Source organism: Vreelandella neptunia (assembly GCF_022489065.1).
GTDB lineage: Bacteria > Pseudomonadota > Gammaproteobacteria > Pseudomonadales > Halomonadaceae > Vreelandella > Vreelandella neptunia_A.
The window spans coordinates 1-22,085 of sequence record NZ_JAKVTW010000011.1; the positions used below are offsets into that span (position 1 = coordinate 1).

Here is a 22,085-nt window from a genome sequence, read left to right on the forward strand (position 1 = left end):
AACCATATGGGCTTCGCGGAAGTTCTCTTGGGTACTGACCGGCTTGCCATCGAGCGTGACCAGTTTCCAATACGTATTAACCACCAACTCATCTGGTGGCGCGAAAGACTCCTGAGCATCCCTAGCGGCTGTGCTGCATCCCGTGATCAGTAATAGAGTACTGAGGATAATAGGGAGAGTTTGGAGCTGCCTCAATGTGTCACTCCTTTGGTGAATAAAGTAGAAATTGAAAAATCAGACAAAGATTACACTTAATTTCGAGAGTAACCAATGCTTTATAATTTTGTAGTATTTAAGTGCTAGATCATTTTATTTTTTTACGTATTGTCATTTCTTTGGTTATTGATAATTAATAAATTTAATATAATTTTTGTTGTTGTTAAGTTTTTGATAAAAGTTAAATTTTTTGTTTTGCTGCCTTGACTGGTTGTTAGGAGGGGTAGTTGAGCTATGATGATTTGTGTCAAATCTAAATAGCCATTTATCTGAAAGTTATAAATTAACTGGTTTTAAACCATTAATAAGCTTAAGGGTAAGGCTATAAATATCTGCCAGTGGAAGGAGTCTCTGGTAGCTCATCAAGGAGAATTTCCATGTTTCATCATTCCTCAAAATTGCAGTATCCGGTAAAAGTCGATAAGCCCAATCCGCAGTTTGCTATGTTGCTTCAGCAAGCGATTGGGGGTATTGAAGGTGAAATTCGTGTCGCCATGCAGTATTTCTTCCAGGCGATGGGCGCCCGTGGAGATGACCGTATTCGGGATATGCTGATGTCGACTGCAACGGAAGAGCTATCGCATATCGAAATGCTAGGTCATGCGGTTGCGCTTAACCTTGAAGGAGCGCCTGTTTCATATCAGGAAGAGACCGCCAAAGATCCTGTTATGAATGCCATCCTAGGTGGTGCCAATCCACGTCACCTGCTGTCTTCAGGCCTTTCGGCAATGCCGGTAAATGCGAATGGTGTCCCATTCGATATGAGCCATATTTATGCGACGGGTAATGTCGGTGCCGACATGCTGGCAAACGTAGCTGCCGAAGCGGGTGGCAGGGTACTTGCGTCACGCCTTTATAACTGGACTGACGACCATGGCATGAAGGATTTCTTATCGTTTCTGATCGCCCGAGATACCTACCACCAGCAGCAGTGGTTGGCCGTTATAGAAGAGTTGGGTGGTATGCAGGCGCAGTTACCGATTCCTAATTCGACTCCTGAAGACCATGAGGCGATGCAGCACTCTTACTATTACTTGAACACCCTGCTCGATAAAGAGGCGCCGAAAGGTCGCTGGGGTGAGGGGCCATCACTTGACGGCAAAAGTGAGTATTCAATAGTTAATCAACCTGCTCCCGAAGGACAAGAGCCAACGTTAGGCAAAGCCAAGCCGAACTCAGGGGCACAGAACGAGCAAATGTAGAATAAAATAACATTTGATTGTTAAGTGGCTTGAAAAAGTCATATTAGCCAATAGGATATAGTATATCTTTTTACTGTGAGGCGCCGAGTGATGATAGTGGAATTAAAGTGCCTTCGCTCCAAAGTTTAAAACGTTACGATGATTTTGTAGCAAAGCCCTTGCCCCGGTATCTGCCGGGGTTTTTTAATGGAAAGAAGTTTTCATTCTATGGCGCAGGTTGACGTAGATGAGGTGGTGTTATTATTTTTTTAATATTGAGATGTTAGTTTTATGGTGATAATGGCTTATTTTTTAGCTATGGTGGGCGTTGGTTAGTGGAAGGTATGCAGCTTTTTAGTTAGTGTGTGTTTATGTTAGAGTTTCTTGGTGTTTATAACTTATGTTATAACTTTTATTTTTCCTTTGAGTGTTAAATAGAGGGCTTGTCAGGAGTCATGCGATAACTTGTTGTTAAATTATAAAGATTTCATTCGCGAATATAGTTTTGTCTAACTGCAATGGAGTGTGGAAATGACAGATGAAGCGGTCGATATCCGAATTGATAGTGTTGTAGGGAGAAACGCGAATGCTCAGCCCGCAAGGGGATTAGCTAAGGTCGATAAGCTTATTACTCTCAATGAGATTTTAAAAGGCTACGGTGAGCTTGGTTTGGAGTCTCAGCAGCATCTGACAGAGATTAGCCAGCGACGTGTAGAGTTAAAAAGAAATCAGAGATTATATTCATTAGCGCAGGGCAGGGAGGAGGTTTTTGTCGTCAAAAAGGGGTGGGTTGCGTTAAGCCATTCGCTGAGTAAACGCAGTCAAGATATTTGCAATGTTTATATGCCTGGCGATCTTGTTGGTGTGAGAGAAAGCTTTTTTAATAACTACGATGTATCAATATGGGCATTAGAGAATTGTGAGTTGGATAGAGTCTCTGTCGTTGATGTTCATTCTCTGTTTGAAAGATTTTCAGATATTAAAAGAGTAATTGTTTCCTACATTATGGTTAATGACAATATCGCAATTGAGAGATTGAGAAGCTGTACTCATCATAAGGCTGAAGAGAGGGTTGCGCATTTTTTATTGGAAATATTTGCACGTTACAGATTTAAGAAAATGATTGATTCCAATTGCTTTTCTTACCCAATTACTCAGGAAGTGGTTGGTGAACTGTTAGGTATTACGAGTGTGCATGTAAGTCGGTGTATGACGGCTTTAGAGCAGAAAAAAATGATTCGCAAAACTAGGAGTACAATTAAACTATTACAGCCAGAATTGATGGCTGAAAATACTGGCTTTGATGAAGAATTGATTTACGGTCATCTGAAAGTCTTTTGATGAAAGAATTGGTTGGTTTTTAATGGTGTTAAATGTGTCAATGTTTTATGGAAAAAATATTTTTATAGGCTGATAAGTTAACTCAGGTTATAAAAAAATGTCCGTTCAATTTTTTTCACGTAACATACGTTATGAAAAGGATTGTTAAACTTGCATGCTGATTTAGTTTGTCTACTCTGCTCCCTGCAATACGCAATATCTGAAACCTAATCATACAAGGAGTGGATTAGATGACAGTCAAAAGCACACCGCTAAATACTGTAAATGCCCATAAGCAATATAGCGAAATGGCCGATACACCTAATGTTCACAGCAAACAGCTTCAGGATGCCTATCCGTCGCGTTTGGCTTATACCCCTGAGAAAACCTGGCTGCCGCGCCAAGATGCGGTGGTTAAAGGACGTCAACTCTCTGGCCCTTTAAGCCAGGCGCAGCTTGATGAGTTTGAGCGCAAAGGGTTTTTATTTATCCCCAACCTCATTGAAGGCGCGGAGCTTGAGCAGTTGCATCAAGAAATGAGTGCGCTGTTGAGCAACGATGATTATCTAAATAAAGAGTTCAGCGTCACTGAGCCACAGAGTCAGGAAATACGCTCGCTATTTGCGGTGCATTTTCTTTCCGAGCGCCTGGGCCAATTGGCTAGCGACGAGCGGGTAGCGGGCGCTGCGCGCCAAATTATTGGCGACGACCCCTATGTGCATCAGTCGCGGATTAACTATAAGCCAGGATTTGCTGGTAAGGGCTTTAACTGGCATTCCGATTTTGAGACCTGGCACTCGGAAGATGGTATGCCTGGGATGCATGCGGTAAGCGCTTCGCTGATCCTGACCGACAACCACGAGTTCAACGGCCCCTTAATGCTGATCCCTGGTTCACACAACAAGTTTGTGCCGTGCCTGGGGGAGACGCCAGAGGACAACCACAAGAGCTCTTTGAAGGCGCAGGAGGTGGGTGTTCCCAGCCCGGAGGCACTGGCAGAACTAGTGGCTGAGCATGGCATTGAAGCGCCGAAAGGCAAGGCTGGCGGGTTACTGCTGTTTGATTGCAATACGCTACATGCGTCAAATGCAAACCTGTCGCCAGACCCACGTAGCAACGTGTTCTTCGTGTTTAACCGCCAGGATAATCGTTGTGATACGCCTTATGCAGCGGCTAAGCAGCGCCCTGACTTCTTGGCTCATAGCCCTGACCAACAGGCAGAGCAGTATCGCTAACGGGTCGTGGGGAAACAAATTCATGGCGGAAGGTTGTGGAACCTTAGTCTAGGTGGGGTAAACTGTTGCGCCTGTCGTTGCGAATGCGGCACGCATAATGAGAAGGAGAATACCCGCCATGCGTTTTGTTCTACAGTTTACCGATGGCCAGGAGTTTCCCCACACGTTGGGCAAAGTTGTCTGCATCGGCCGCAATTATGCCGACCATGCGAAAGAGCTGGATAACCCGGTTCCCACTGAACCGCTGCTATTTATAAAACCAGCAACCAGCGTCGTGGATCTAAGTAAGCCCTTGGATCCGCCCTTTTCACGGGGCGATGTACATTATGAAGTTGAGCTTGCGCTATTAGTGGGTGAAACCTTAACTCACGCCACTCAAGATGAGGCGGAGCGCGCAATTGTCGGTATTGGATTAGCGATGGACCTGACGTTGCGTGATGTGCAAACCAAGTTAAAAGAGAAGGGTCACCCTTGGGAGATCGCCAAAGCCTTTGATGGCGCTTGCCCGCTCTCGTCGTTTCTGCCGCTAAGCCGTGTTCCCAATTGGAACGCGCTGGCTTTCACGCTTGAGATTGATGGTGAAGAGCGCCAGCACGGTGAAGGTTCTGATATGATTTTTGCCGTACCGACCTTGGTGGCTGAAATGAGCCGCCACTTCACCCTGGAACCGGGCGATGTGATCCTAACCGGCACGCCTTCAGGCGTCGGCGAACTCGTTCGCGGCTCAACACTGCGTTTAACCCTGACCGGTGGGTTGGAAGTTGAAACCAGTGTTGTCGAGTAGTATAGAAAGCCAAAAGCTGCTGGATCGTGCCGGATAGCTAAGAAGCGCCACCCCACAATCAGGGTGGCGCTTCTTGTTTTAGGGCTACAAAGCCGAGCTATTCAAGATAGGTGTAACCTTCCAGCCCTTCGCTTAGGCTCGCTGCGAAGCGTGCCTGCTCGTCGGCAGAGAAGCCGCTTACGGCCAATTGATCGGTGAGCTTTTGCTTGAGTACATTGGCATTGAAGTTAACGTAGGCCAGGACATCGGCCACCGAGTCGCCTGCCAATGGGTTTGAAAGCGTCCACTCGCCGTCTGCATTGAGTGCAGCATCAACGGAGTCGGTGTCGCCGAACAGGTTGTGCAGGTCGCCAAGTATTTCCTGATAGGCGCCTACCAGAAAGAACCCTAACCAGCGCTCGTCATCGGACGCCCACTCGGGCAGCGGCAGGGTGCTCTCCACGCCCTGGCCATCGACATAGCTGTCGATACGGCCATCGGAGTCGCAGGTAATATCCTGAATGACTGCTCGACGCGTCGGGGCTTGATCCAACCCGCTAAGTGGCAGCACCGGGAATATCTGCTCAATGCCCCAAACGTCAGGCACCGATTGGAACAGCGAGAAGTTGACGAAAAGTTTATCGGCTAGCTTCTCCGCTAATTCGTCCATAATTTCGCGATGGGCGCGGTTACGGGTGTCGAGCTGGGTGCGCAGCCGCGCGCAGGCGGCCATATACACCCGCTCGCCTTCCGCGCGTGCAGTAATGTCACTCAACCCCATCACAAAACGTTCCTGCAGCTCGCTCACCGCTTGAAGTAGATCGTGCCACGCTTCTACCAGCATGCGTGGCTCTTGGGCGGTAGCGAGTTGCTCAAACACACGCCACAGTAACTCAACTTGAGTATCCTCTTGGGCGAGTCGTTCCGGCGGAGTGTGATCGATACGCTCTTCGCCAATCACGTTGGTGATCAGCACCGCGTGGTGGGCGGTGAGCGCGCGGCCAGACTCGCTGATCAGATGGGGCTGAGGCAGGTTTGCCTCTAGGCATAGTTGAGCAAAGGCACTCACTACGTTACGCGCGTATTCGCGCATCGAGTAGTTGGCCGAGCAGAAGCTGCGCGAGCGGGTGCCTTCATAATCAATGCCCAAGCCACCGCCTACATCCACGGTGTCGATAGGAGCGCCAAGCTGCATAAGGTTTTGATAGAACCGGGCGCACTCACGCAGGCCGCGCTGAATGTCGCGGATATTGGCGATCTGCGAGCCCAGGTGGAAATGCACGAGCTGCAGGCTTTCTAGCGCGTCCTCTTTTCGCAGGGTATCGACAACCTCAAGAATCTGGCTGGCAGTCAGCCCGAACTTGGATTTTTCGCCGCCGGTATTCTGCCATTTGCCTTTACCCACCGAGGCAAGGCGGGCACGCAGGCCAATGCGGGGCGTGACCTCCAGCTCACGGGCCTCTTCCAAAATCAGCTGCAGCTCGGAGAGCTTTTCGACCACCAAATAGACCTTGTGACCGAGCTTCTCACCCAGCAGGGCTAGGCGCACATACTCGCGGTCTTTATAGCCGTTACACACAATCAGCGAAGAGCCACCATCAGAGAGTGCCAACACCGCCAGTAATTCAGGCTTACTGCCCGCTTCTAACCCGACGCGGCCGCTGCCGCGCTCTGCAGTGGCCAAAATTTCTTCAACCACCCGGCGCTGTTGATTTACTTTGATCGGGTAAACAGCGGTATAGCCACCTTGATACTCACAGTCGCTCATAGCGGCATCGAAGGCGCCGCACAGCTGCTCAACGCGATCATGAAGAATATCGCTAAAGCGAACCAAGACCGGCAAACGCAGCCCCGCACTTTGCAGTTGGCGAACCAGCCCGCTTAGCGGCAACGCCGGACCTTCTGCATCGCTACCTAACGGACGAACCAAGGCTTGGCCGTGATCGTCAACATCGAAGTAGCCGCTGCCCCATTGATCGATATTCCAGGTGCGCCGAGCGCGAAGCGCAGGGCTAGTCGTGGCCATCACACTCATGCAGATACCTCAGGCAGGGGCAGCGCACCGTGGGCAATGCGCGCATTTAAAATAGTACGGAAACGCTCCGGGTCGTGGGGCGTCAAGTCGTGTGCGGGTGGATCAACGTAAACCACCAGCAGGCGCGACAGCCAATAACGCAGCGCCGTCATACGCAACATGGTAGGCCATAGCGCTCGCTCCGTAGTGGTTAACGGGCGGCGAGCTTGATAGGCGCTTAATAAGGCGTCATAGCGCTCAGTATTAAGCGTACCGTCTTCGTTAGAAGCCCAATCGTTGATCACAATCGCCAGATCAAATAGCAGATCGCCAGTGCAGCCGTTATAAAAGTCGATGATACCGCCCAACTGATCACCCTCAAAGAGGGTGTTGTCGCGGAAAAGGTCACCGTGCAGAGCGCCTTGCGGCAGTTCATCGTGCTGAATAAAGGCGCCCTCAAAATCGTCGACTTCATCCCTCATCAAGGTTTGATCTGCCGGGCTTAAATAGCTCAGCACCTTGTGGTGCATCACATGTAACCAGTTAAGGTCACGCGGGTTCGGACGGTGGCCGGGAAAGCGTTTCGAGACGACGTGCAGGCGGCCCAGGGTATCGCCCAGGGCGTGGCACTGGGCTAGGTTAGGCGCTTCGGGATGACGTCCGGGCAGGCGTGGAAACAGCAGCGCCGGTTTGCCTTCCAGGCTATGCAGCGCAACACCTTCACGGTCATGCACCGTGCCGGGTACCGGCAAACGGTGCTCATCTAGATAATCCAGCAGTTCAACAAAGAACGGCAGTTCCTCATGCTCACCCTGTTCAAACAGGGTTAAAACAAGTTCGCGGCGGTCAGTGGTCACAAAAAATGTCGAATTTTCAGTGCCGCCAGCGACACCCTGAAGGGAAACGAAACTACCAACATCAAATTTTTCTAAAAACGCGGCGACCTGTGCGTCGCTAAGCGGGGTAAATACAGCCATGAGAGTCTCGCCCAGGTTGCTAAGCCCATTATTGTAGCGGCTTGGTCGCTTAGTTGGCAGCGTTGTTGTCGTTGTAAATACAGGAAAGGGCGTTTGGCCCTGCAGGCAGCCTGCGCAACGCGTATTATGTGGGCAACGCTTTTTACGACTCTTTAAACATGGATTAGATTATGGCTCGCGCTCCGATCGTTCTCGTCGATGGCTCTTCCTACCTTTATCGTGCCTTTCATGCGCTGCCGCCGCTGACGACCTCAAATGGTCAGCCGACGGGCGCGGTAAAAGGCGTGTTGAACATGCTCAAGCGGCTGATCAAAGATTACCCGCAAAGCCCTATGGCGGTGGTGTTCGATGCGCCGGGCAAAACGTTCCGCGATGACATGTACAGCGACTATAAGGCGCATCGCCCACCGATGCCCGATGATCTGCGCAGCCAAATCGCCCCGCTGCACGCCTGCGTGAAGGCGCTGGGTTTGCCCCTGCTGTGTATTGAGGGCGTGGAAGCCGACGATGTGATTGGAACCTTGGCGCATCACGCCACCCAGGCGGGCCGCGACGCAGTGATCTCCACCGGCGATAAAGATATGGCGCAGCTTGTCAATGCCCACATCACGCTGGTCAACACCATGAAGGATGAAACCCTGGATGAAGCGGGCGTGGAAGAAAAATTCGGCCTGCCGCCTGCACTGATTATCGATTTTCTCGCCTTGATGGGTGATAAGGTCGATAACATTCCCGGCGTACCCGGCGTGGGTGAAAAAACCGCGATTGGCCTGTTGCAAGGCATGGGGGGCGGGTTAGACACCATTTATGGCGATTTAGAGCGGGTAAAAACGCTCGCCTTCCGGGGTGCGAAAACGCTGCCTAAAAAGCTCGAAGAGCATCGTGACCAGGCGTTTCTCTCCTACCAGTTGGCGACCATCAAAGTCGACTGCGAGCTGCCCGTGGGCTTGGATGATTTGGATATCGCCCACCCGGATCGTGAGGCGCTGGTCACACTGTATAAAGAGATGGAGTTCCGCCAGTGGCTGGGTGAGCTGCTGGAAGGCAAAGACGAAGGCGTGGATGATGTTAAAGGCGGGGAGCCTGCCCCTGCTATCGCCGAGGAAGCGGATAGCGAGCTCGACGGAGCCAGTGCCTCTTCTCAAGCAAGTACGCGCGAAGATCACGTCATTCTGGAACAGGCAGACTTCGAGCGCTGGCTTGAGCGGTTACAAAACGCCGAGCGCTTCTGTTTTGACCTGGAAACTACCAGCCTCAACTATATGGACGCAGAAATTGTAGGCGTTGGGCTATCCCTAGAAGCAGGGGAGGCCGCCTATATCCCGCTCGCCCATGACTACCTGGATGCCCCCCAGCAGCTTGAGCGCAAAACGGTGCTGGCCTCGCTAAAGCCACTGCTGGAAGACCCTAAAAAAACCAAGATTGGCCAAAACCTCAAGTACGATATCTCCGTGCTGGCCAACTACGCGATCTCCGTGGCGGGCCCGTTTGCCGACACCATGCTGGCCTCCTACGTGCTTAACTCAACCGCCACGCGCCACGATATGGATTCCCTGGCACTCAAGTACCTGGGTGAAAAAACCATCTCCTTTGAAGAGATTGCCGGTAAAGGTGCCAAACAGCTGACCTTTAACCAGATTGCCCTGGAGCAGGCGGCGCCTTACGCCTGTGAAGATGTGGATATCACCCTGCGCCTGCAGCAAACCTTACGCCCTCAGGTCGAAAACGAAGGGCGCTTGGCGGAAGTGCTGGATCATATCGAACTGCCGCTAATTAAAGTGCTCTCGCGCATTGAGCGCAACGGGGTCGCGGTCGATGCTGACCTACTGCACAAGCAGAGCCAGCAGTTAGAAAAGCGGATTGGTGAACTAGAGCGCGAAGCGTTTGAACTGGCCGGGCGGGAATTTAACCTGGGCTCGCCCAAGCAGTTGGGACAAATTCTGTTTGAAGAGCAGAAAATTCCGGTGCTCAAGAAAACACCCAAGGGCGCGCCCTCTACCGCGGAAGGCGTGCTGGAGGAGCTGGCGCTGGATTACCCGCTGCCCAAGGTGATTATGCAGCATCGGGGGCTGGCCAAGCTGAAGTCCACCTATACCGATAAACTGCCAAGGCTGCTCAATAAAGCCACGGGCCGAGTGCATACCAGCTACCACCAAGCGGTCACCGCCACCGGGCGGCTCTCTTCATCTGATCCCAACTTACAAAACATCCCCATTCGAACCGAAGAGGGGCGCAAAATTCGTCAGGCGTTTATTGCCCGCCCTGGCTATCGCATTGTTGCTGCTGATTACTCGCAAATTGAGCTGCGTATTATGGCGCATCTTTCCGAGGATAAAGGCCTGCTGGAAGCCTTTGCCGAGGGGCGCGATATCCACACCGCTACCGCGGCAGAAGTTTTCGGAACCTCGCTTGAGAAAGTCTCTGGCGATCAGCGACGCAGCGCCAAAGCGATTAACTTCGGTTTGATTTACGGCATGAGCGCCTGGGGCCTTTCGCGTCAGCTGCACATTGAGCGTAATCAGGCACAAACCTATATCGACCGCTACTTTGACCGCTACCCTGGCGTGGCCCGCTATATGGAGCGAATTCGCTCTCAGGCAGCTGAAGATGGCTTTGTCGAAACCGTGCTGGGTCGGCGGCTCTACCTGCCGGAAATTCAGTCGCAGAACCGTAATCGTCGTCAAGGGGCTGAGCGCACGGCCATTAACGCACCCATGCAGGGCACCGCAGCGGATATCATCAAGCAGGCAATGATCGATGTAGACGCGTGGCTAGCAGAAGGCGAGTTCGACGCGCTGATGGTGATGCAGGTGCACGATGAACTGGTGTTTGAAGTGGCCGAGAAGCAGGTCGAGACGTTTATCGAGCAGGTGCAAAAACGCATGCAGGGCGCGGCGGAGCTGAAAGTGCCGCTGATTGTGGAAGCGGAGAGCGGTGCCAACTGGGATGAGGCGCACTAACACCGCGTCTTAAGGAAACGAAACCCCGCAGCCACTGGCTGCGGGGTTATCAATTAACGCCAGCCGACTCGGTCAAAGATACGAATGGCTTCAGGGTTGTTTTCACCCAGCACGCTAATGTTTACGTCATCCGTTTTGAAGTTGCCCCAAGATTCGAGCACTGGGTCTTTCTTGATGCCTTCAACCACCGGGAACTCATTGTTACCGGAGGCGAAGATTTCCTGAGCAGTGTCGGAAGAGAGGTACTCGAGGAAGCGAATGGCGTTTTCGCGGTTAGGCGCGCCTTCCACAACACCGGCGCCGCCAACGTTAACGTGTGTGCCGCGGTCATCCTGGTTGGGGAAGATGATGCCTACTTTACGGGCTGCTTCGCGCTCTGACTCATCGTCAGACTTTAACAGACGCACATAGTAGTAGTGGTTGGCCACGCCAATGTCACACTCGCCACTAGCAACGCCGAGAATCTGGTCGGTATCGCCGCCTTCCGGGGCACGCGCCATATTATCCACAACACCTTGGGCCCACTCTTCGGCACCCTCTTCGCCGTGGTGCTCAATCATCGAAGCCAGCAGCGATTGGTTGTAAATGTTGTTGGAGGAGCGAATGCACACTTTGCCTTCAAACTGCGGGTCGGCAAGGTCTTCGTAGCTGGTAATTTGGCTTGGGTCGAAGTTTTCACGGTTGTAATAAATTGCCCGCGCGCGCTGACTGAAGCCAAACCATAGGCCATCAGGGTGACGCATGGATTCAGGCAGGCGCTCGTTAAGAGTGTCTGATTCGACGCTTTGGAAGATGCCTTCATATTCTGCACGCCATAGACGGCCTGCATCGACAGTCATCATGACATCAGCGGGGCTTGCGACGCCTTCGCGCTGAATACGCTCAATCAATTGGTCGGAATCACCTTCAAGGATGTTAACTTCAATGCCGGTCTCTTCGGTGAACGCATCATAAAGACGCTCGTCAGAGTCGTAATGGCGCGCGGAGTAGAGGTTGAGTTCATCTGCGGCGACCTGACCGGCAAAAGTAGCGCCCACCATCATCGCTGCCATTGGAGCAACAAAGCGTACGGTTTTCATCAAGCACATCCTTAATTATTGAATGATAATAAGTTGCATTATTAACATTGTTATTGAAGCGTTTCATCTGCTTGGCGTCAAGACCCTATTGGTAGAGGATTGGTAGAAGAAACGGGATACGTGCATAACGCTTCAATAAAAAATAGAATGCAAATAACTTTCAAACGTACTCAATCCGCGTTTAGACGCGCTCTAACGCAGTTTGCTCACCTGGACAGTGGTGATTTATGACAGCAACCCTCAAGGTCGCCTCGGCGGCGCCGAATACCACGGCGCTGACACTTCACAATGTGCGCCACGCTTATGACGGTCATTTGGTCGTCAAAGGAGTCGATTTAAGCGTCGCCCCAGGTGAGGTGGTTTGCTTGTTGGGGCCCTCAGGGTGTGGCAAAACCACCCTGTTGCGTATCGCCGCAGGGCTTGAGGTGTTGCAAGAGGGCAGTGTCTCTTTAGAGGATGTCTATATTGCCGCGCCGGGCCAGCGCCATGTGCCCCCGGAAAAGCGCAATGTGGGGCTGGCGTTTCAAGATTCCGCGCTTTTTCCCCACCTCACCGTGCTGGAAAATGTCACCTTTGGACTCAAGCACTTGGCCTCAGGGCAGCGCCGCGTGCGCGCTAAACAGCTGCTGGAGCAGTTAGGTATGGCGGCGTATATCGATGTTTATCCGCACATGCTTTCAGGAGGCCAGCAGCAGCGGGTGGCCCTGGCGCGTGCACTGGCTCCGTCGCCACGCTTAATGCTGTTGGATGAACCGTTCTCAAGCCTGGATGCGCGGCTGCGTGACCGTATCCGCGATGACACGCTACACGTGCTTAAAAAAGTTGGCGCGGCGACGCTGTTAGTCACCCACGATCCCGAAGAGGCCATGTTTATGGCGGATCGCATTGCGCTGATGCGTGACGGACGGATCGTGCAAACAGGAACACCGCGTGAGCTTTACTGCGCCCCACAAGACCCTTTTGTCGTGACATTTTTTGGCGATGTGAATGAATTGCAGGGCAAAGTACACAATGGCGCGGTGAACACCCCGGTAGGGCGAGTGCCCGCCGTTGGGCTTGCCGAAGGTAGCGATGCGCAGATAATGATTCGCCCGGAGGCGTTAAGAATTGTTGAGCGACATCTGCCAGCTGATGAGCACCGCCATAGCCATGTAGTGATGGCCAAGCTACTGGGGCGCACCAGCCTATTGCATCTGTGTGCCCATGGCGAAAATGGCCTGGAGGCTCACTTGCATGCTCGTGTGCCAGGAGTGTTTCTACCCGCAGAAGGCCAGCCGGTGGATATCCACCTCGATCTTTCCCAGGTATTTGTTTTCCCGCTTACCTAGCGCTTATTCAGGTCTAGCGCTTATTCAGGATTTTGCGCCGGGGCGTGAACGGCGCATGGCCATGCTGAGAAGAATCACCGGCAAAATACCCACTACAACAATCGCCAGCGACGAAGTGGAGGCTTCGGCCAGCCGTTCATCGGAGGCCAGGTTGTGCGCCCGCACCGCCAACGTGTCGAAGTTGAAAGGGCGCAGAATAATCGTGGCGGGCAACTCCTTCATCACATCGACAAAGACGAGAATTCCCGCTGCCAATAGGCTACTGCGCATCATCGGCGTATGAATATGACGCAGTGTGCCGCCAGCGGTTTGCCCCAAGGTGCGTGAGGCGGCATCCATGCTGGGTGTGACTTTGCCTAAACTTGCCTCCACTGCATTGAAGGAGACCGCCAAAAAGCGCACCACATAGGCATACAGTAAAATAAACGCCGACCCGCTGAACACTAAACCTATGATGTAGCCATAGTGGGTGTGCAGCCAGTTATTCAGGGCGTTATCCAGCCAGGTAAACGGAATTAAAATGCCCACTGCGACCACCGAACCCGGGATCGCGTAGCCCATAGAGGCTATCCGAGAAGCCACCCTTGCAAATGTCGTATCGTGCATGCGCACGCCGTAGCTCAGCACCACTGCCAACCCCACGGCAATCAACGAAGCCACCGTTGCCAGCCCAAGGCTGTTCCAGGCGTAGCCGATAAAGCGCGACCCCCAGAGTGAGTCGCCCCCCTGCAGTGCCAAATTAAGCAGAATACCGCTGGGCAGTAAAAAACCCACCAGCACCGGCAGTAGGCATGCAAGCGTCGCCGCAGCGGCACGCCAGCCGTGCAAGGCGTATTCTGGCAGCTGTTGATAGCGATTGGTGGTATGAAAGTAGCGGCGCTTGCCTCGCGACCAGCGCTCCAGCAGCACTAATACAATCACAAAGGTGAGTAGGCACGCCGCCAGTTGCGCCGCCGCTACCTGTTCACCCATACCAAACCAGGTGCGATAAATGCCGGTAGTAAAGGTATCGACCCCAAAGAACTGCACAGCGCCGAACTCGTTCAGCGTCTCCATCAGCACCAGTGAAACGCCGCCTACCAGCGCCGGGCGTGCCAGTGGTACGGCAACACTGGCAAACAGCTTCCAGGGGCCGCGCCCTAATGTGCGGCCTACATCCAGCACGCACACCGATTGCTCAAGAAATGAGGCGCGGGCCAGCAGGTAGACATAGGGGTAAAGCACCAGGGTGATCACCGTGGCTGCACCGCCGAGGGAGCGAACATTGGGAAAGTAGTAGTCGCCATATCCCCAGTCAAACGTTTCTCGCAGCAGGCTTTGCAACGGGCCAGCGAACTGGAGGAAGTCGGTATAGGCGTAGGCGATGACGTAGGTAGGCACCGCCAACGGCAGCAGCAGCGCCCACTCGAATAACCGTTTGCCGGGAAAGCGGCACATCACCACCAGCCAGGCCGTCCCGGTGCCGATGATGAGCGTGCCGAGCCCGACGGTCACTACCAGCCAGAAAGTGTTGTTCAAGTAGCGACCCAGTACCGTGCTGACCAGATGCTGCCAAACCCCATCGGTGGGCATCACAATATGGGCAAACACGACCAGCACCGGCAGGGCAACGACGAACGCCACCACGATCAACGCTATCGACCAGGGGCTAGCGCGACGGCTAAGCGAAGATGAAAAGGCGGATAGCCCGCGATAGCTGGATCTCAACAAGCGAACACTCCCTGCAGCAGCCAAATTAAGTGCAGTAAACGCCTAATGCGAATCACTGACGGGCGTGAATAGTAGCACTGGCGGGGCACTGCTGCAGCTTTGCAAGCTGCAAAAAGCCCGCCGAGGCGGGCCACAAAGGTAGGACGTTAAGCGTTACGCTGAGTGGAGATATCCGCCTAATAACCCAGCATCATGCTAGGCAGGCCGGTAATCAGCCACGGGAAGAACGCCATTAGCGTACACGCCAGCAAAATCAGCGCGACAAAGGGCACCACCGCTTTATACAGATCGACAATTTCTACCCCCGGCGGCGCGACGCCTTTTAAGTAGAACAGTGCATAGCCAAAGGGCGGCGTTAGGAACGATGTTTGTAGTACCACCGCCACCATCACCACGAACCAGAGCATATCCACGCCCATGGTTTCGACGATAGGCAGCATGATGGGGAAGCTCAGCAGTACAATACCGGTCCAGTCCAGGAACATGCCCAGGATAAACACCAGGAACAGCATCAGGATCAACGCGCCTATGGTGCCCCCAGGCATCGCTAGCACCAGTTCGCTAATTACGGTCATGCCACCACCGCGGGAAAACACGCCGGTAAAGGCGGTGGCGCCCACCAGCACGAGCATTACCATGGTGGTGGTTTTACCCGCTTCGATCATTGTCCAGAAGCAGGTGGAGACTTTGCGGTCGCCAAAAATTAAAAACAGGATAAAGGCGATAAACACGCCGATGGCCGATGCCTCTGTCGCCGTAGCGATACCGGTGAACAGCGCCCCCAGCACACCCAGGATCAATGACATTGGTGGCACGACGTACTTCGCCAGCATGATCAGCAGCTGTTTCGTGCTGACTTCGGCACGCTCCTCTGCTGGCACCTTGGGGCCGTAGCTGGGTTTGATATAGCAGATGATCAGTACGTAGAGGGCGTACATAACGCCGAGCAGCAGGCCGGGAATAAGCGCGCCTGCAAACAGGGCCCCTACTGAGACCGGTGAGTAACTAGCCATCAGAATGAGCATGATGCTGGGCGGAATCAAGATACCCAAACAGCCGCTGGCCATAATGACCCCGGCGCTTAGCTCTTTGTTGTAGCCATACTTGAGCATCGGTACCAGCGCAATCATGCCCATCACTGCAATCGAGGCGCCGACAATACCGGTGGTGGCGGCGAGTAGCACCGAGACAATCACCACGGTAAGCGCCAGCCCGCCGCGCAGGTTCGCCAGCAGTAAGCGCATGGCGTCAAACATCTTCTCGGTAACGCCTGAGTCGTTTAAGAACCTTGCCATTAGGATAAACAGCGGTATCGCCACCAGGACGTAGTTATCCATGGCGTTGCCGAAAATATTATTGATCAGCGTGCCGAGTATGCGCTCACCGGGGCCAAGAAAGGCGCCGATAACCGCGACACCGCCCAGCACAAAAGCCAGTGGGTGGCCCATAAACAGCCCCACCATCAGGCCGCCAAACATCACTAGCGTGAGTAATTCAGGACTTAGGTTCATGCTGATGTCTCCTCACGCAGTTGCATAATGGCGCGCAGCACAATGGCAATTGCCTGCAGCAGAATCAGAACCGCAGCGACCACAATGACCCCTTTGATCGGGTAGACCGGGATTGAAACCATGCCATAGGTGGTTTCACCGCGGCTCCACGCGCGCTCAAAGAAGCTCCAGCCAAGAGTGATCAGCATCCAGATAAAGGGAACAAAGAAAATGAGATAGCCGAGTACGTCAAGCACCGCTTGCTTTTTACGCGACAGCAAACGTTTCAACACGTCGACTTCCACGTGGGCATGGTGCTTGAGCCCATAGGCTGCCATTAACATGAAGTGGGCGCCAAACAGCATTTTGGTGACGTCAAAGGCCCAGTCGCTAGGGCGTCCAAACAGAAAGCGTGACGCAATGTCGAAAAGAACAATCAGGGTAATGATGGCAATCAATGGAGCGATGACGCGTCCAAAGGCTTCATTGATGGCATCGATCGCCTTGGCAATCGCATTCATGGAAGATCTCCGCAGTCAGCACAAAAAAACCGCCCCGGTAAAAACCGAGGCGGCACAGAAGCGCCTTACAGGCAGGCTTCGATCTCTTCCAGTGAGGGCAGATTATCCATCACGCGGCTCATGTTGTAAGGCGCGGAAACATCGCGCCACGTCGCGTAGTGCTCAAGGTAGGCGATCATGGATTGGTAGACCTTGGCGTGGTCAGGGGATTCGCAAGCACCGCGCAGAATGACTTCATTGGTGACTTCCTGGATGCGAGCCAAATCCTCTTCAGAGAACTGATTGATCGTGACGCCCGCATCAATGAACTTCTGGGTGGCTTCGGTAGACTGGCGCTCAGACCAGGCTAATGACCACGCCATAGTGGCGTCTGCCGCAATGCGCAGGGTCTCTTGGGTCTCTTCTGAGAGGGCGTCCCAGGCGTCTTTATTGATCATTACGCCAAATACGCTAGCCGACTGGTGCCAGCCGGGGGTTGCCCAGTAGTCGGCTACTTCAGAAAAACCGGCATTAAAATCAACGCCAGGAGTAGAGAACTCACCCGCATCGATCACGCCGCGTTCAATGGCCTGGTAAACTTCACCGCCCGCTAGGGTGACCTGAGAGCCGCCTAACTCTTCAAGCACGCGACCCTGGTCACGACCAGAAAGACGCAGCCGTTTGCCTTCTAGGTCCGCAATGCTTTCAATCGGGGTGCGGCCCATAAAGCCGGACTCGTTGTTGGTAATGCCGTAGGGAAGATAAACCATATTGAACTGGCCATAGATCTCTTCATACAGCTCGCGGCCGCCCCACTGCTGAATCCAGTTGAGGTAATCAACGCCATTAAATAGGCTGGTAGTGGTGGCCAGTGGCGAAAAGGCGGGGTTTAAGCCTGCCCAATAGCCCGGCCAATCTCCTGCGGCTTCGATGCTGCCCGTTTCAGTGGCGTCAAATACTTCAGTGCCGGGCATAAGCGTACCACCGGCGCGGAAATTGATTTGTAGCTCTTCGCCCGCCAGTTTGTTGACCAGTTCTACCCAGTGCTGATCAATCTTGATCAGATCAAGGTTTTCCGGCCAGGTGGAGGTCATTGTCCACTCTTCTTGTGCTTGGGCAGTGGTCGTGAAGGCAGCGAAAGCGATACCGGCGGCGAGGCCGGAAAGGGCAAATTTGGTAGTTTTTTTCATGATGTATTTCCTGGTTTGGCGTGTAGCGTTATTAGTGTTGGATACCTGGATGCAGGAAAGTACAGCGCTGTTAGGTTACGTTTACGTAAACATGGGTCTTCAAGCGCTGCAGAGCTAAACTAGCACACCACTACCGCTGCAGCGCAATATCAGTAATGTAAGGATGTTTACCATAGGTTTTAATAGGAAAATGTGATTTATTTAATATAATCAATAAGTTATTTATTTTTTGATCTAATGGCAGGGTGTTGGAAGCCTACCGAAAACGTTGAAAGTAGTTAAATGATTAAACCAAAGTTGTAAGTGAAGGGCTCGCTAATAGAGTGGAGAACACTGAAATGGGTTATAGGGTGACGTTATGGGAAAGAGTCGAGCTGGAGTAAAAGTCACGTGCTGAATCGCCACGAGCGAAGCAAGCAGCAGGCTCGCGTGGTGAGCGCATTAGTTCATCACGCACAGCGCTTAATCCGACGCCGCTGGCGCCAATTGGTGTGGCTAAGCGGCGATGCCGTGCAGTGCCGCTCGCTAGCGCAGGAGTTATGGCAGGCCTACCCATGGCAGCAGCCTCTATGGGTGGGTAGTGACGAGGGGGCGGTGAATCAAAGCGCTCCAGTGATACCTGTATTGTCGCCGCGCAAGGCACGAACTCGCCTGGGGGCAGAGCATCAACTGGTGGTGCTGGATACACACAGCACCGGATTTGATCCCGAAGCGCTAGGGGCACTGGCGGGAACGATCACTGCCGGTGGTTTGCTGGTATTGATCACGCCGCAGACGTGGGGAGAAACGCCCGACCCAGATTATGCCCGCCTGGCCGATCATCCCATGCACTGGTCGGCGCTTACTTGCCATTACTTAGCTCGAATTGCGCGTCAATTGCAGGCCTCATCTCACGTAGTGCGCTGGCGCGCGGGTCACACGGTAGAGTTGCCTAAGCTACTCTCTTGCAGCGCAGATGAGCCTGCCTATGATGACAGTGACTGTCTAAGCGCTGACCAAGCCCAAGCTGTTAAGCAGCTAGTGGGCTTAAAGCGTCGACGCCCGCTGGTGATCACGGCAGATCGTGGGCGGGGTAAAAGCGCTGCGCTGGGAATCGCTTGCGCTCGGCTGCTAACACACAAAACCCAGCGGGTGGTGCTGACCGCGCCACGGCTAAGTGCGGTGGAGAGTGTGTTCGAGCGGGTCGCGGTGCTCTGCCCAGAGGGTCGCCGGGTTGCGCCAGGCCACTTTGTCATGGCCCAGGGCGGCGAGCTGATTTTTTTACCGCCGGATGACTTAACCAAGCAGGTTGCTACGCAGCTGCAGGGCGGCGATGGCAGTTACTTAATGGTTGATGAAGCGGCGGCGATTCCCGCCGCGTTACTGGGGCAGTGGCTCGCCGTTTTTCCTCGCATTGCTTTCGCCACCACGGTGCACGGCTATGAGGGCTCGGGAAGAGGGTTTGCTTTACGCTTTCGCGATACGCTTGACCGGCTGACGCCTCAGTGGAAAGCGTTGACACTGAAAGCGCCTATCCGCTGGCGCAGTGGCGACCCGCTGGAAACCTTGGTTAATCAGTTGCTGCTGTTAAAGGCATCGCTGCCAACCCCACAGCAGCGTCAAGCGCGGGCAGCGGAGACGAAGGTGATTGATCGCGCGCTGCTGGCCGAGGATGATAGCGCTCTGGAGAAGCTGTTTGGGCTGCTGGTGCAGTCTCACTACCGCACTTCCCCCAATGACCTACGTCAGTTGCTTGATGGCCCCGGCACGGCATTGCGAACCATCGAACAGGCTGGCGAGCCCCAGGCAGTGTTGGTCACCCGGCAAGAGGGAGGCTTCGAGATTGCGCTAGCCAGCCAGGTTGCCCGTGGCGAACGCCGCCCTCAAGGGCATCTGTTGGCGCAATCGCTGGCCACCCATGCGGGCAGCCGTGAAGCGCTAACGGCACGCTGGCGGCGAGTGGTGCGTATCGCGACACACCCTGAGCGCCGCCGCGAAGGCTTGGGGCAAGCGCTGCTGTACGACGATATGGCTGACGCGGAGCGGGAGGGCGTAGCACTTTATGGTGCTACCTTTGGCGCGGATCCCGCGCTGCTGCAGTTTTGGCTAGCGCTAGGGTTTATACCGGTGCGTTTAGGCATTACCCGCGAGGCATCGACCGGTGAGTTTGCCGTTATGGTGGCGAAAGCGTTAAATCCCAACGGCGATGCGGTACTGAAAGATCTTCGCGAGCGCTTTCAAATGGCGCTACCCAGCCTGTTGGCGTTTGAGTTGAAATCGCTTCCCGGCTCAATCGTTGTTTTACTGTTAGGTCAGATGCCGAGCGCGCCCCTGAGTGCACGGGATTGGCAGGATGTCGAGGATGTGGCAACCGCCCATCGCGATCCTGCCCTTGCTCGTCCGGCCTTGCAAGCCTTGGCGCGTGAGGTCAGCCACAGCCCCGCCAGCCACGGCCCCTTAACGGAAACGCAACAGCAGGCACACCAGCACGTGTCCGCGTGGGCGTTTCAGAATCTAGCCCTGGCGAATAACCGCAATGAGGCGTTGCAGCTTCTGCGCCTCGCTGTGAATAACCTTATTGGGCCGGTAAAGTAGCCCGGTTGCCGACAACGAAGAGTCCTTATGAACGCACATCTTGAAGCGCTGGCACCCTCCTTGGTTTGGCGCCACTTTCAAACGCTTTGCAATACGCCGCGCCCTTCTGGGCATGAGGCGGCGTTAGTCGCCACTCTCGAAGCATGGGCCGATGCCCAAGGTCTCGCCCATGACCGCGATACCTTTGGTAATTTAAGAATCCGTAAATCGGCTTCCCCAGGCTGCGAACAGGCGCCCGGTGTAGTGCTGCAAGGTCACCTGGACATGGTTGCCCAGGCAAATAGCGGCCATGCCCACGACTTTACCCGCGACCCCATCAAGACCTATGTGGCGGATGGCTGGTTACATGCCGATGGCACCACTCTTGGCGCTGATAACGGCATGGGCGTGGCGGCTATTCTCGCTGTGCTGGAAGACCCGGATCTGCGCCATGGGCCGCTAGAAGCGTTATTTACCCTGGAAGAAGAGACCTCCATGGGCGGCGCGCTGAATCTGGCCGAGAACTGGCTAGAAGGCTCGCTGCTGCTCAACCTGGACAGTGAAGATAGGGGAGAGGTCTATATTGGTTGCGCAGGTGGAGCCGATGTGGAAGTTGATGCGCAACTGCCGAGCGCCGCCGCGGGTGATCACGAGCAGGTCATCGAGATCGCCTTGACGGGGCTTAAGGGTGGCCATTCTGGCATCGATATTCATAAGCCGCTGGGCAACGCTAATAGGCTGCTGGTTAGAGTGTTGAGGTCTTTAGAAGCCTTTGATGCGCGCTTGATCAGCTACCATGGCGGCACCTTACGTAACGCCATCCCTCGCGAAGCCTTTGCCCAAGTAGCGATACCTGCCGATGAAATTGACGCTGCTCTGGTGACTATCGCTGGGCTGGAAACTATTTTGTTAAGGGAGTTAGGCAGTGGCGATAGTGGCCTCAAAATCAGCGCCCAACGTCTAGCCGAGCTACCTGACGCAGAGCCGCTAACGCTGGATGCCAGCGCCATGCTGTTAGCCGCGCTTCACTCTGCCCCCTGCGGGGTTGAGCGGATGAGCGCCGATGTACCGGGCGTAGTGGAAACCTCCAATAACCTGGGCGTATTGAGCCTGGAGAATGGGCGGCTGCACCTCTGCGCATTGGTGCGCTCGCTGCACGACAGTGCAGTGGTGGCTATGGCGGATCGCTTTCAAGCGCTGTTTGGGTTGATTGGTGCCCGGGTAAAAGTGGAAAACGGCTATCCAGGTTGGGCGCCCAATCCTAATGGCGAGCTGCTAGCGACCTTTAAAGCTCGCCATACGGCATTGTTGGGTCGGGAGCCTGAAGTGAAGGTGATTCACGCTGGGCTCGAGTGCGGCATCCTTGGCAGCAAGTATCCGCATTTGGATATGATCTCGTTTGGCCCGCTGATTCGCGGTGCTCACTCCCCGGATGAGCGAGTCGAAATCGACTCCGTCGAAGAGTTCTGGTTAATGCTGCGAGCGTTGATCGAGGATCTTGCCGATCAGCGTTAGTCCTCGTAGTAAGAGTGGTCACGCATAAAAAACGGCACCCAATATAATAAGGGG

16 protein-coding genes are annotated in these 22,085 nt (G+C 54.0%); 8 read left to right on the forward strand and 8 right to left on the reverse strand.

Going from position 1 to position 22,085, the window contains the following annotated elements; all coding sequences use genetic code 11:
- A partial coding sequence (locus tag MLE19_RS14240; protein WP_240718822.1) for a hypothetical protein occupies nucleotides 1-195 on the reverse strand: 195 nt, incomplete at its 3' end.
- Between the two features lie 398 nt (nucleotides 196-593).
- Between MLE19_RS14240 and MLE19_RS14245 the strand changes: the two genes are divergently transcribed.
- The 4 genes from MLE19_RS14245 to MLE19_RS14260 all read left to right on the forward strand — a co-directional run bounded on the left by MLE19_RS14245 (nucleotide 594) and on the right by MLE19_RS14260 (nucleotide 4,736).
- Nucleotides 594-1,418 carry a manganese catalase family protein gene (locus MLE19_RS14245; RefSeq protein ID WP_240718823.1) on the forward strand — a complete coding sequence of 275 codons (825 nt, stop codon included), beginning with the start codon at nucleotides 594-596 and terminating at the stop codon, nucleotides 1,416-1,418.
- A 510-nt stretch (nucleotides 1,419-1,928) separates the two neighbouring features.
- On the forward strand, nucleotides 1,929-2,738 hold the full coding sequence (locus MLE19_RS14250; protein WP_240718824.1) for a Crp/Fnr family transcriptional regulator: 810 nt from the start codon (nucleotides 1,929-1,931) through the stop codon (nucleotides 2,736-2,738).
- 230 nt (nucleotides 2,739-2,968) lie between these two features.
- On the forward strand, nucleotides 2,969-3,952 hold the full coding sequence (gene thpD / locus MLE19_RS14255) for an ectoine hydroxylase (protein WP_240718825.1): 984 nt from the start codon (nucleotides 2,969-2,971) through the stop codon (nucleotides 3,950-3,952).
- Nucleotides 3,953-4,070: 118 nt separating this feature from the next.
- Nucleotides 4,071-4,736 carry a fumarylacetoacetate hydrolase family protein gene (locus MLE19_RS14260; RefSeq protein WP_240718826.1) on the forward strand — a complete coding sequence of 222 codons (666 nt, stop codon included), beginning with the start codon at nucleotides 4,071-4,073 and terminating at the stop codon, nucleotides 4,734-4,736.
- Nucleotides 4,737-4,833: 97 nt separating this feature from the next.
- On the opposite strand, the gene speA is transcribed toward MLE19_RS14260, so the two are convergent.
- Both speA and MLE19_RS14270 read right to left on the reverse strand, forming a co-directional pair.
- Nucleotides 4,834-6,750: a biosynthetic arginine decarboxylase gene (gene speA / locus MLE19_RS14265; RefSeq protein ID WP_240718827.1), complete on the reverse strand. Its 1,917-nt coding sequence runs from the start codon at nucleotides 6,748-6,750 to the stop codon at nucleotides 4,834-4,836.
- Nucleotides 6,747-7,706 carry a homoserine kinase gene (locus MLE19_RS14270; protein WP_240718828.1) on the reverse strand — a complete coding sequence of 320 codons (960 nt, stop codon included), beginning with the start codon at nucleotides 7,704-7,706 and terminating at the stop codon, nucleotides 6,747-6,749. The genes speA and MLE19_RS14270 overlap by 4 nt, the downstream gene beginning before the upstream one ends.
- Before the next feature lie 170 nt (nucleotides 7,707-7,876).
- Between MLE19_RS14270 and polA the strand changes: the two genes are divergently transcribed.
- Nucleotides 7,877-10,666 carry a DNA polymerase I gene (gene polA / locus MLE19_RS14275; protein WP_240718829.1) on the forward strand — a complete coding sequence of 930 codons (2,790 nt, stop codon included), beginning with the start codon at nucleotides 7,877-7,879 and terminating at the stop codon, nucleotides 10,664-10,666.
- Between the two features lie 53 nt (nucleotides 10,667-10,719).
- Here the strand turns inward: polA and MLE19_RS14280 are convergent, their stop codons facing one another.
- On the reverse strand, nucleotides 10,720-11,745 hold the full coding sequence (locus tag MLE19_RS14280; protein WP_240718830.1) for a Fe(3+) ABC transporter substrate-binding protein: 1,026 nt from the start codon (nucleotides 11,743-11,745) through the stop codon (nucleotides 10,720-10,722).
- Nucleotides 11,746-11,972: 227 nt separating this feature from the next.
- On the opposite strand from MLE19_RS14280, the gene MLE19_RS14285 reads away from it, so the two are divergent.
- Nucleotides 11,973-13,073 (forward strand): ABC transporter ATP-binding protein, encoded by a 1,101-nt coding sequence (locus tag MLE19_RS14285; protein WP_240718831.1) that lies wholly within the window; start codon nucleotides 11,973-11,975, stop codon nucleotides 13,071-13,073.
- A 24-nt stretch (nucleotides 13,074-13,097) separates the two neighbouring features.
- On the opposite strand, the gene MLE19_RS14290 is transcribed toward MLE19_RS14285, so the two are convergent.
- The 4 genes from MLE19_RS14290 to dctP form a co-directional block, all read right to left on the reverse strand.
- Nucleotides 13,098-14,783 carry an ABC transporter permease gene (locus tag MLE19_RS14290; protein WP_240718832.1) on the reverse strand — a complete coding sequence of 562 codons (1,686 nt, stop codon included), beginning with the start codon at nucleotides 14,781-14,783 and terminating at the stop codon, nucleotides 13,098-13,100.
- Between the two features lie 176 nt (nucleotides 14,784-14,959).
- On the reverse strand, nucleotides 14,960-16,294 hold the full coding sequence (locus MLE19_RS14295) for a TRAP transporter large permease (RefSeq protein ID WP_240718833.1): 1,335 nt from the start codon (nucleotides 16,292-16,294) through the stop codon (nucleotides 14,960-14,962).
- The gene (locus MLE19_RS14300) at nucleotides 16,291-16,794 is read right to left on the reverse strand and encodes a TRAP transporter small permease subunit (protein ID WP_240718834.1); all 504 of its coding nucleotides are present in this window, start codon (nucleotides 16,792-16,794) and stop codon (nucleotides 16,291-16,293) included. The genes MLE19_RS14295 and MLE19_RS14300 overlap by 4 nt, the downstream gene beginning before the upstream one ends.
- Nucleotides 16,795-16,859: 65 nt before the next feature.
- Complete coding sequence (gene dctP, locus MLE19_RS14305; protein ID WP_240718835.1) at nucleotides 16,860-17,963, reverse strand: TRAP transporter substrate-binding protein DctP; 1,104 nt, start codon at nucleotides 17,961-17,963, stop codon at nucleotides 16,860-16,862.
- Nucleotides 17,964-18,353: 390 nt separating this feature from the next.
- Here dctP and MLE19_RS14310 point away from each other — a divergent pair, with 390 nt between their 5' ends.
- Together MLE19_RS14310 and MLE19_RS14315 are read left to right on the forward strand one after the other, a co-directional pair.
- Complete coding sequence (locus MLE19_RS14310; protein ID WP_240718836.1) at nucleotides 18,354-20,537, forward strand: tRNA(Met) cytidine acetyltransferase TmcA; 2,184 nt, start codon at nucleotides 18,354-18,356, stop codon at nucleotides 20,535-20,537.
- Between the two features lie 27 nt (nucleotides 20,538-20,564).
- The gene (locus tag MLE19_RS14315) at nucleotides 20,565-22,031 is read left to right on the forward strand and encodes an aminoacyl-histidine dipeptidase (protein ID WP_240718837.1); all 1,467 of its coding nucleotides are present in this window, start codon (nucleotides 20,565-20,567) and stop codon (nucleotides 22,029-22,031) included.
- Nucleotides 22,032-22,085: the final 54 nt, after the last annotated feature.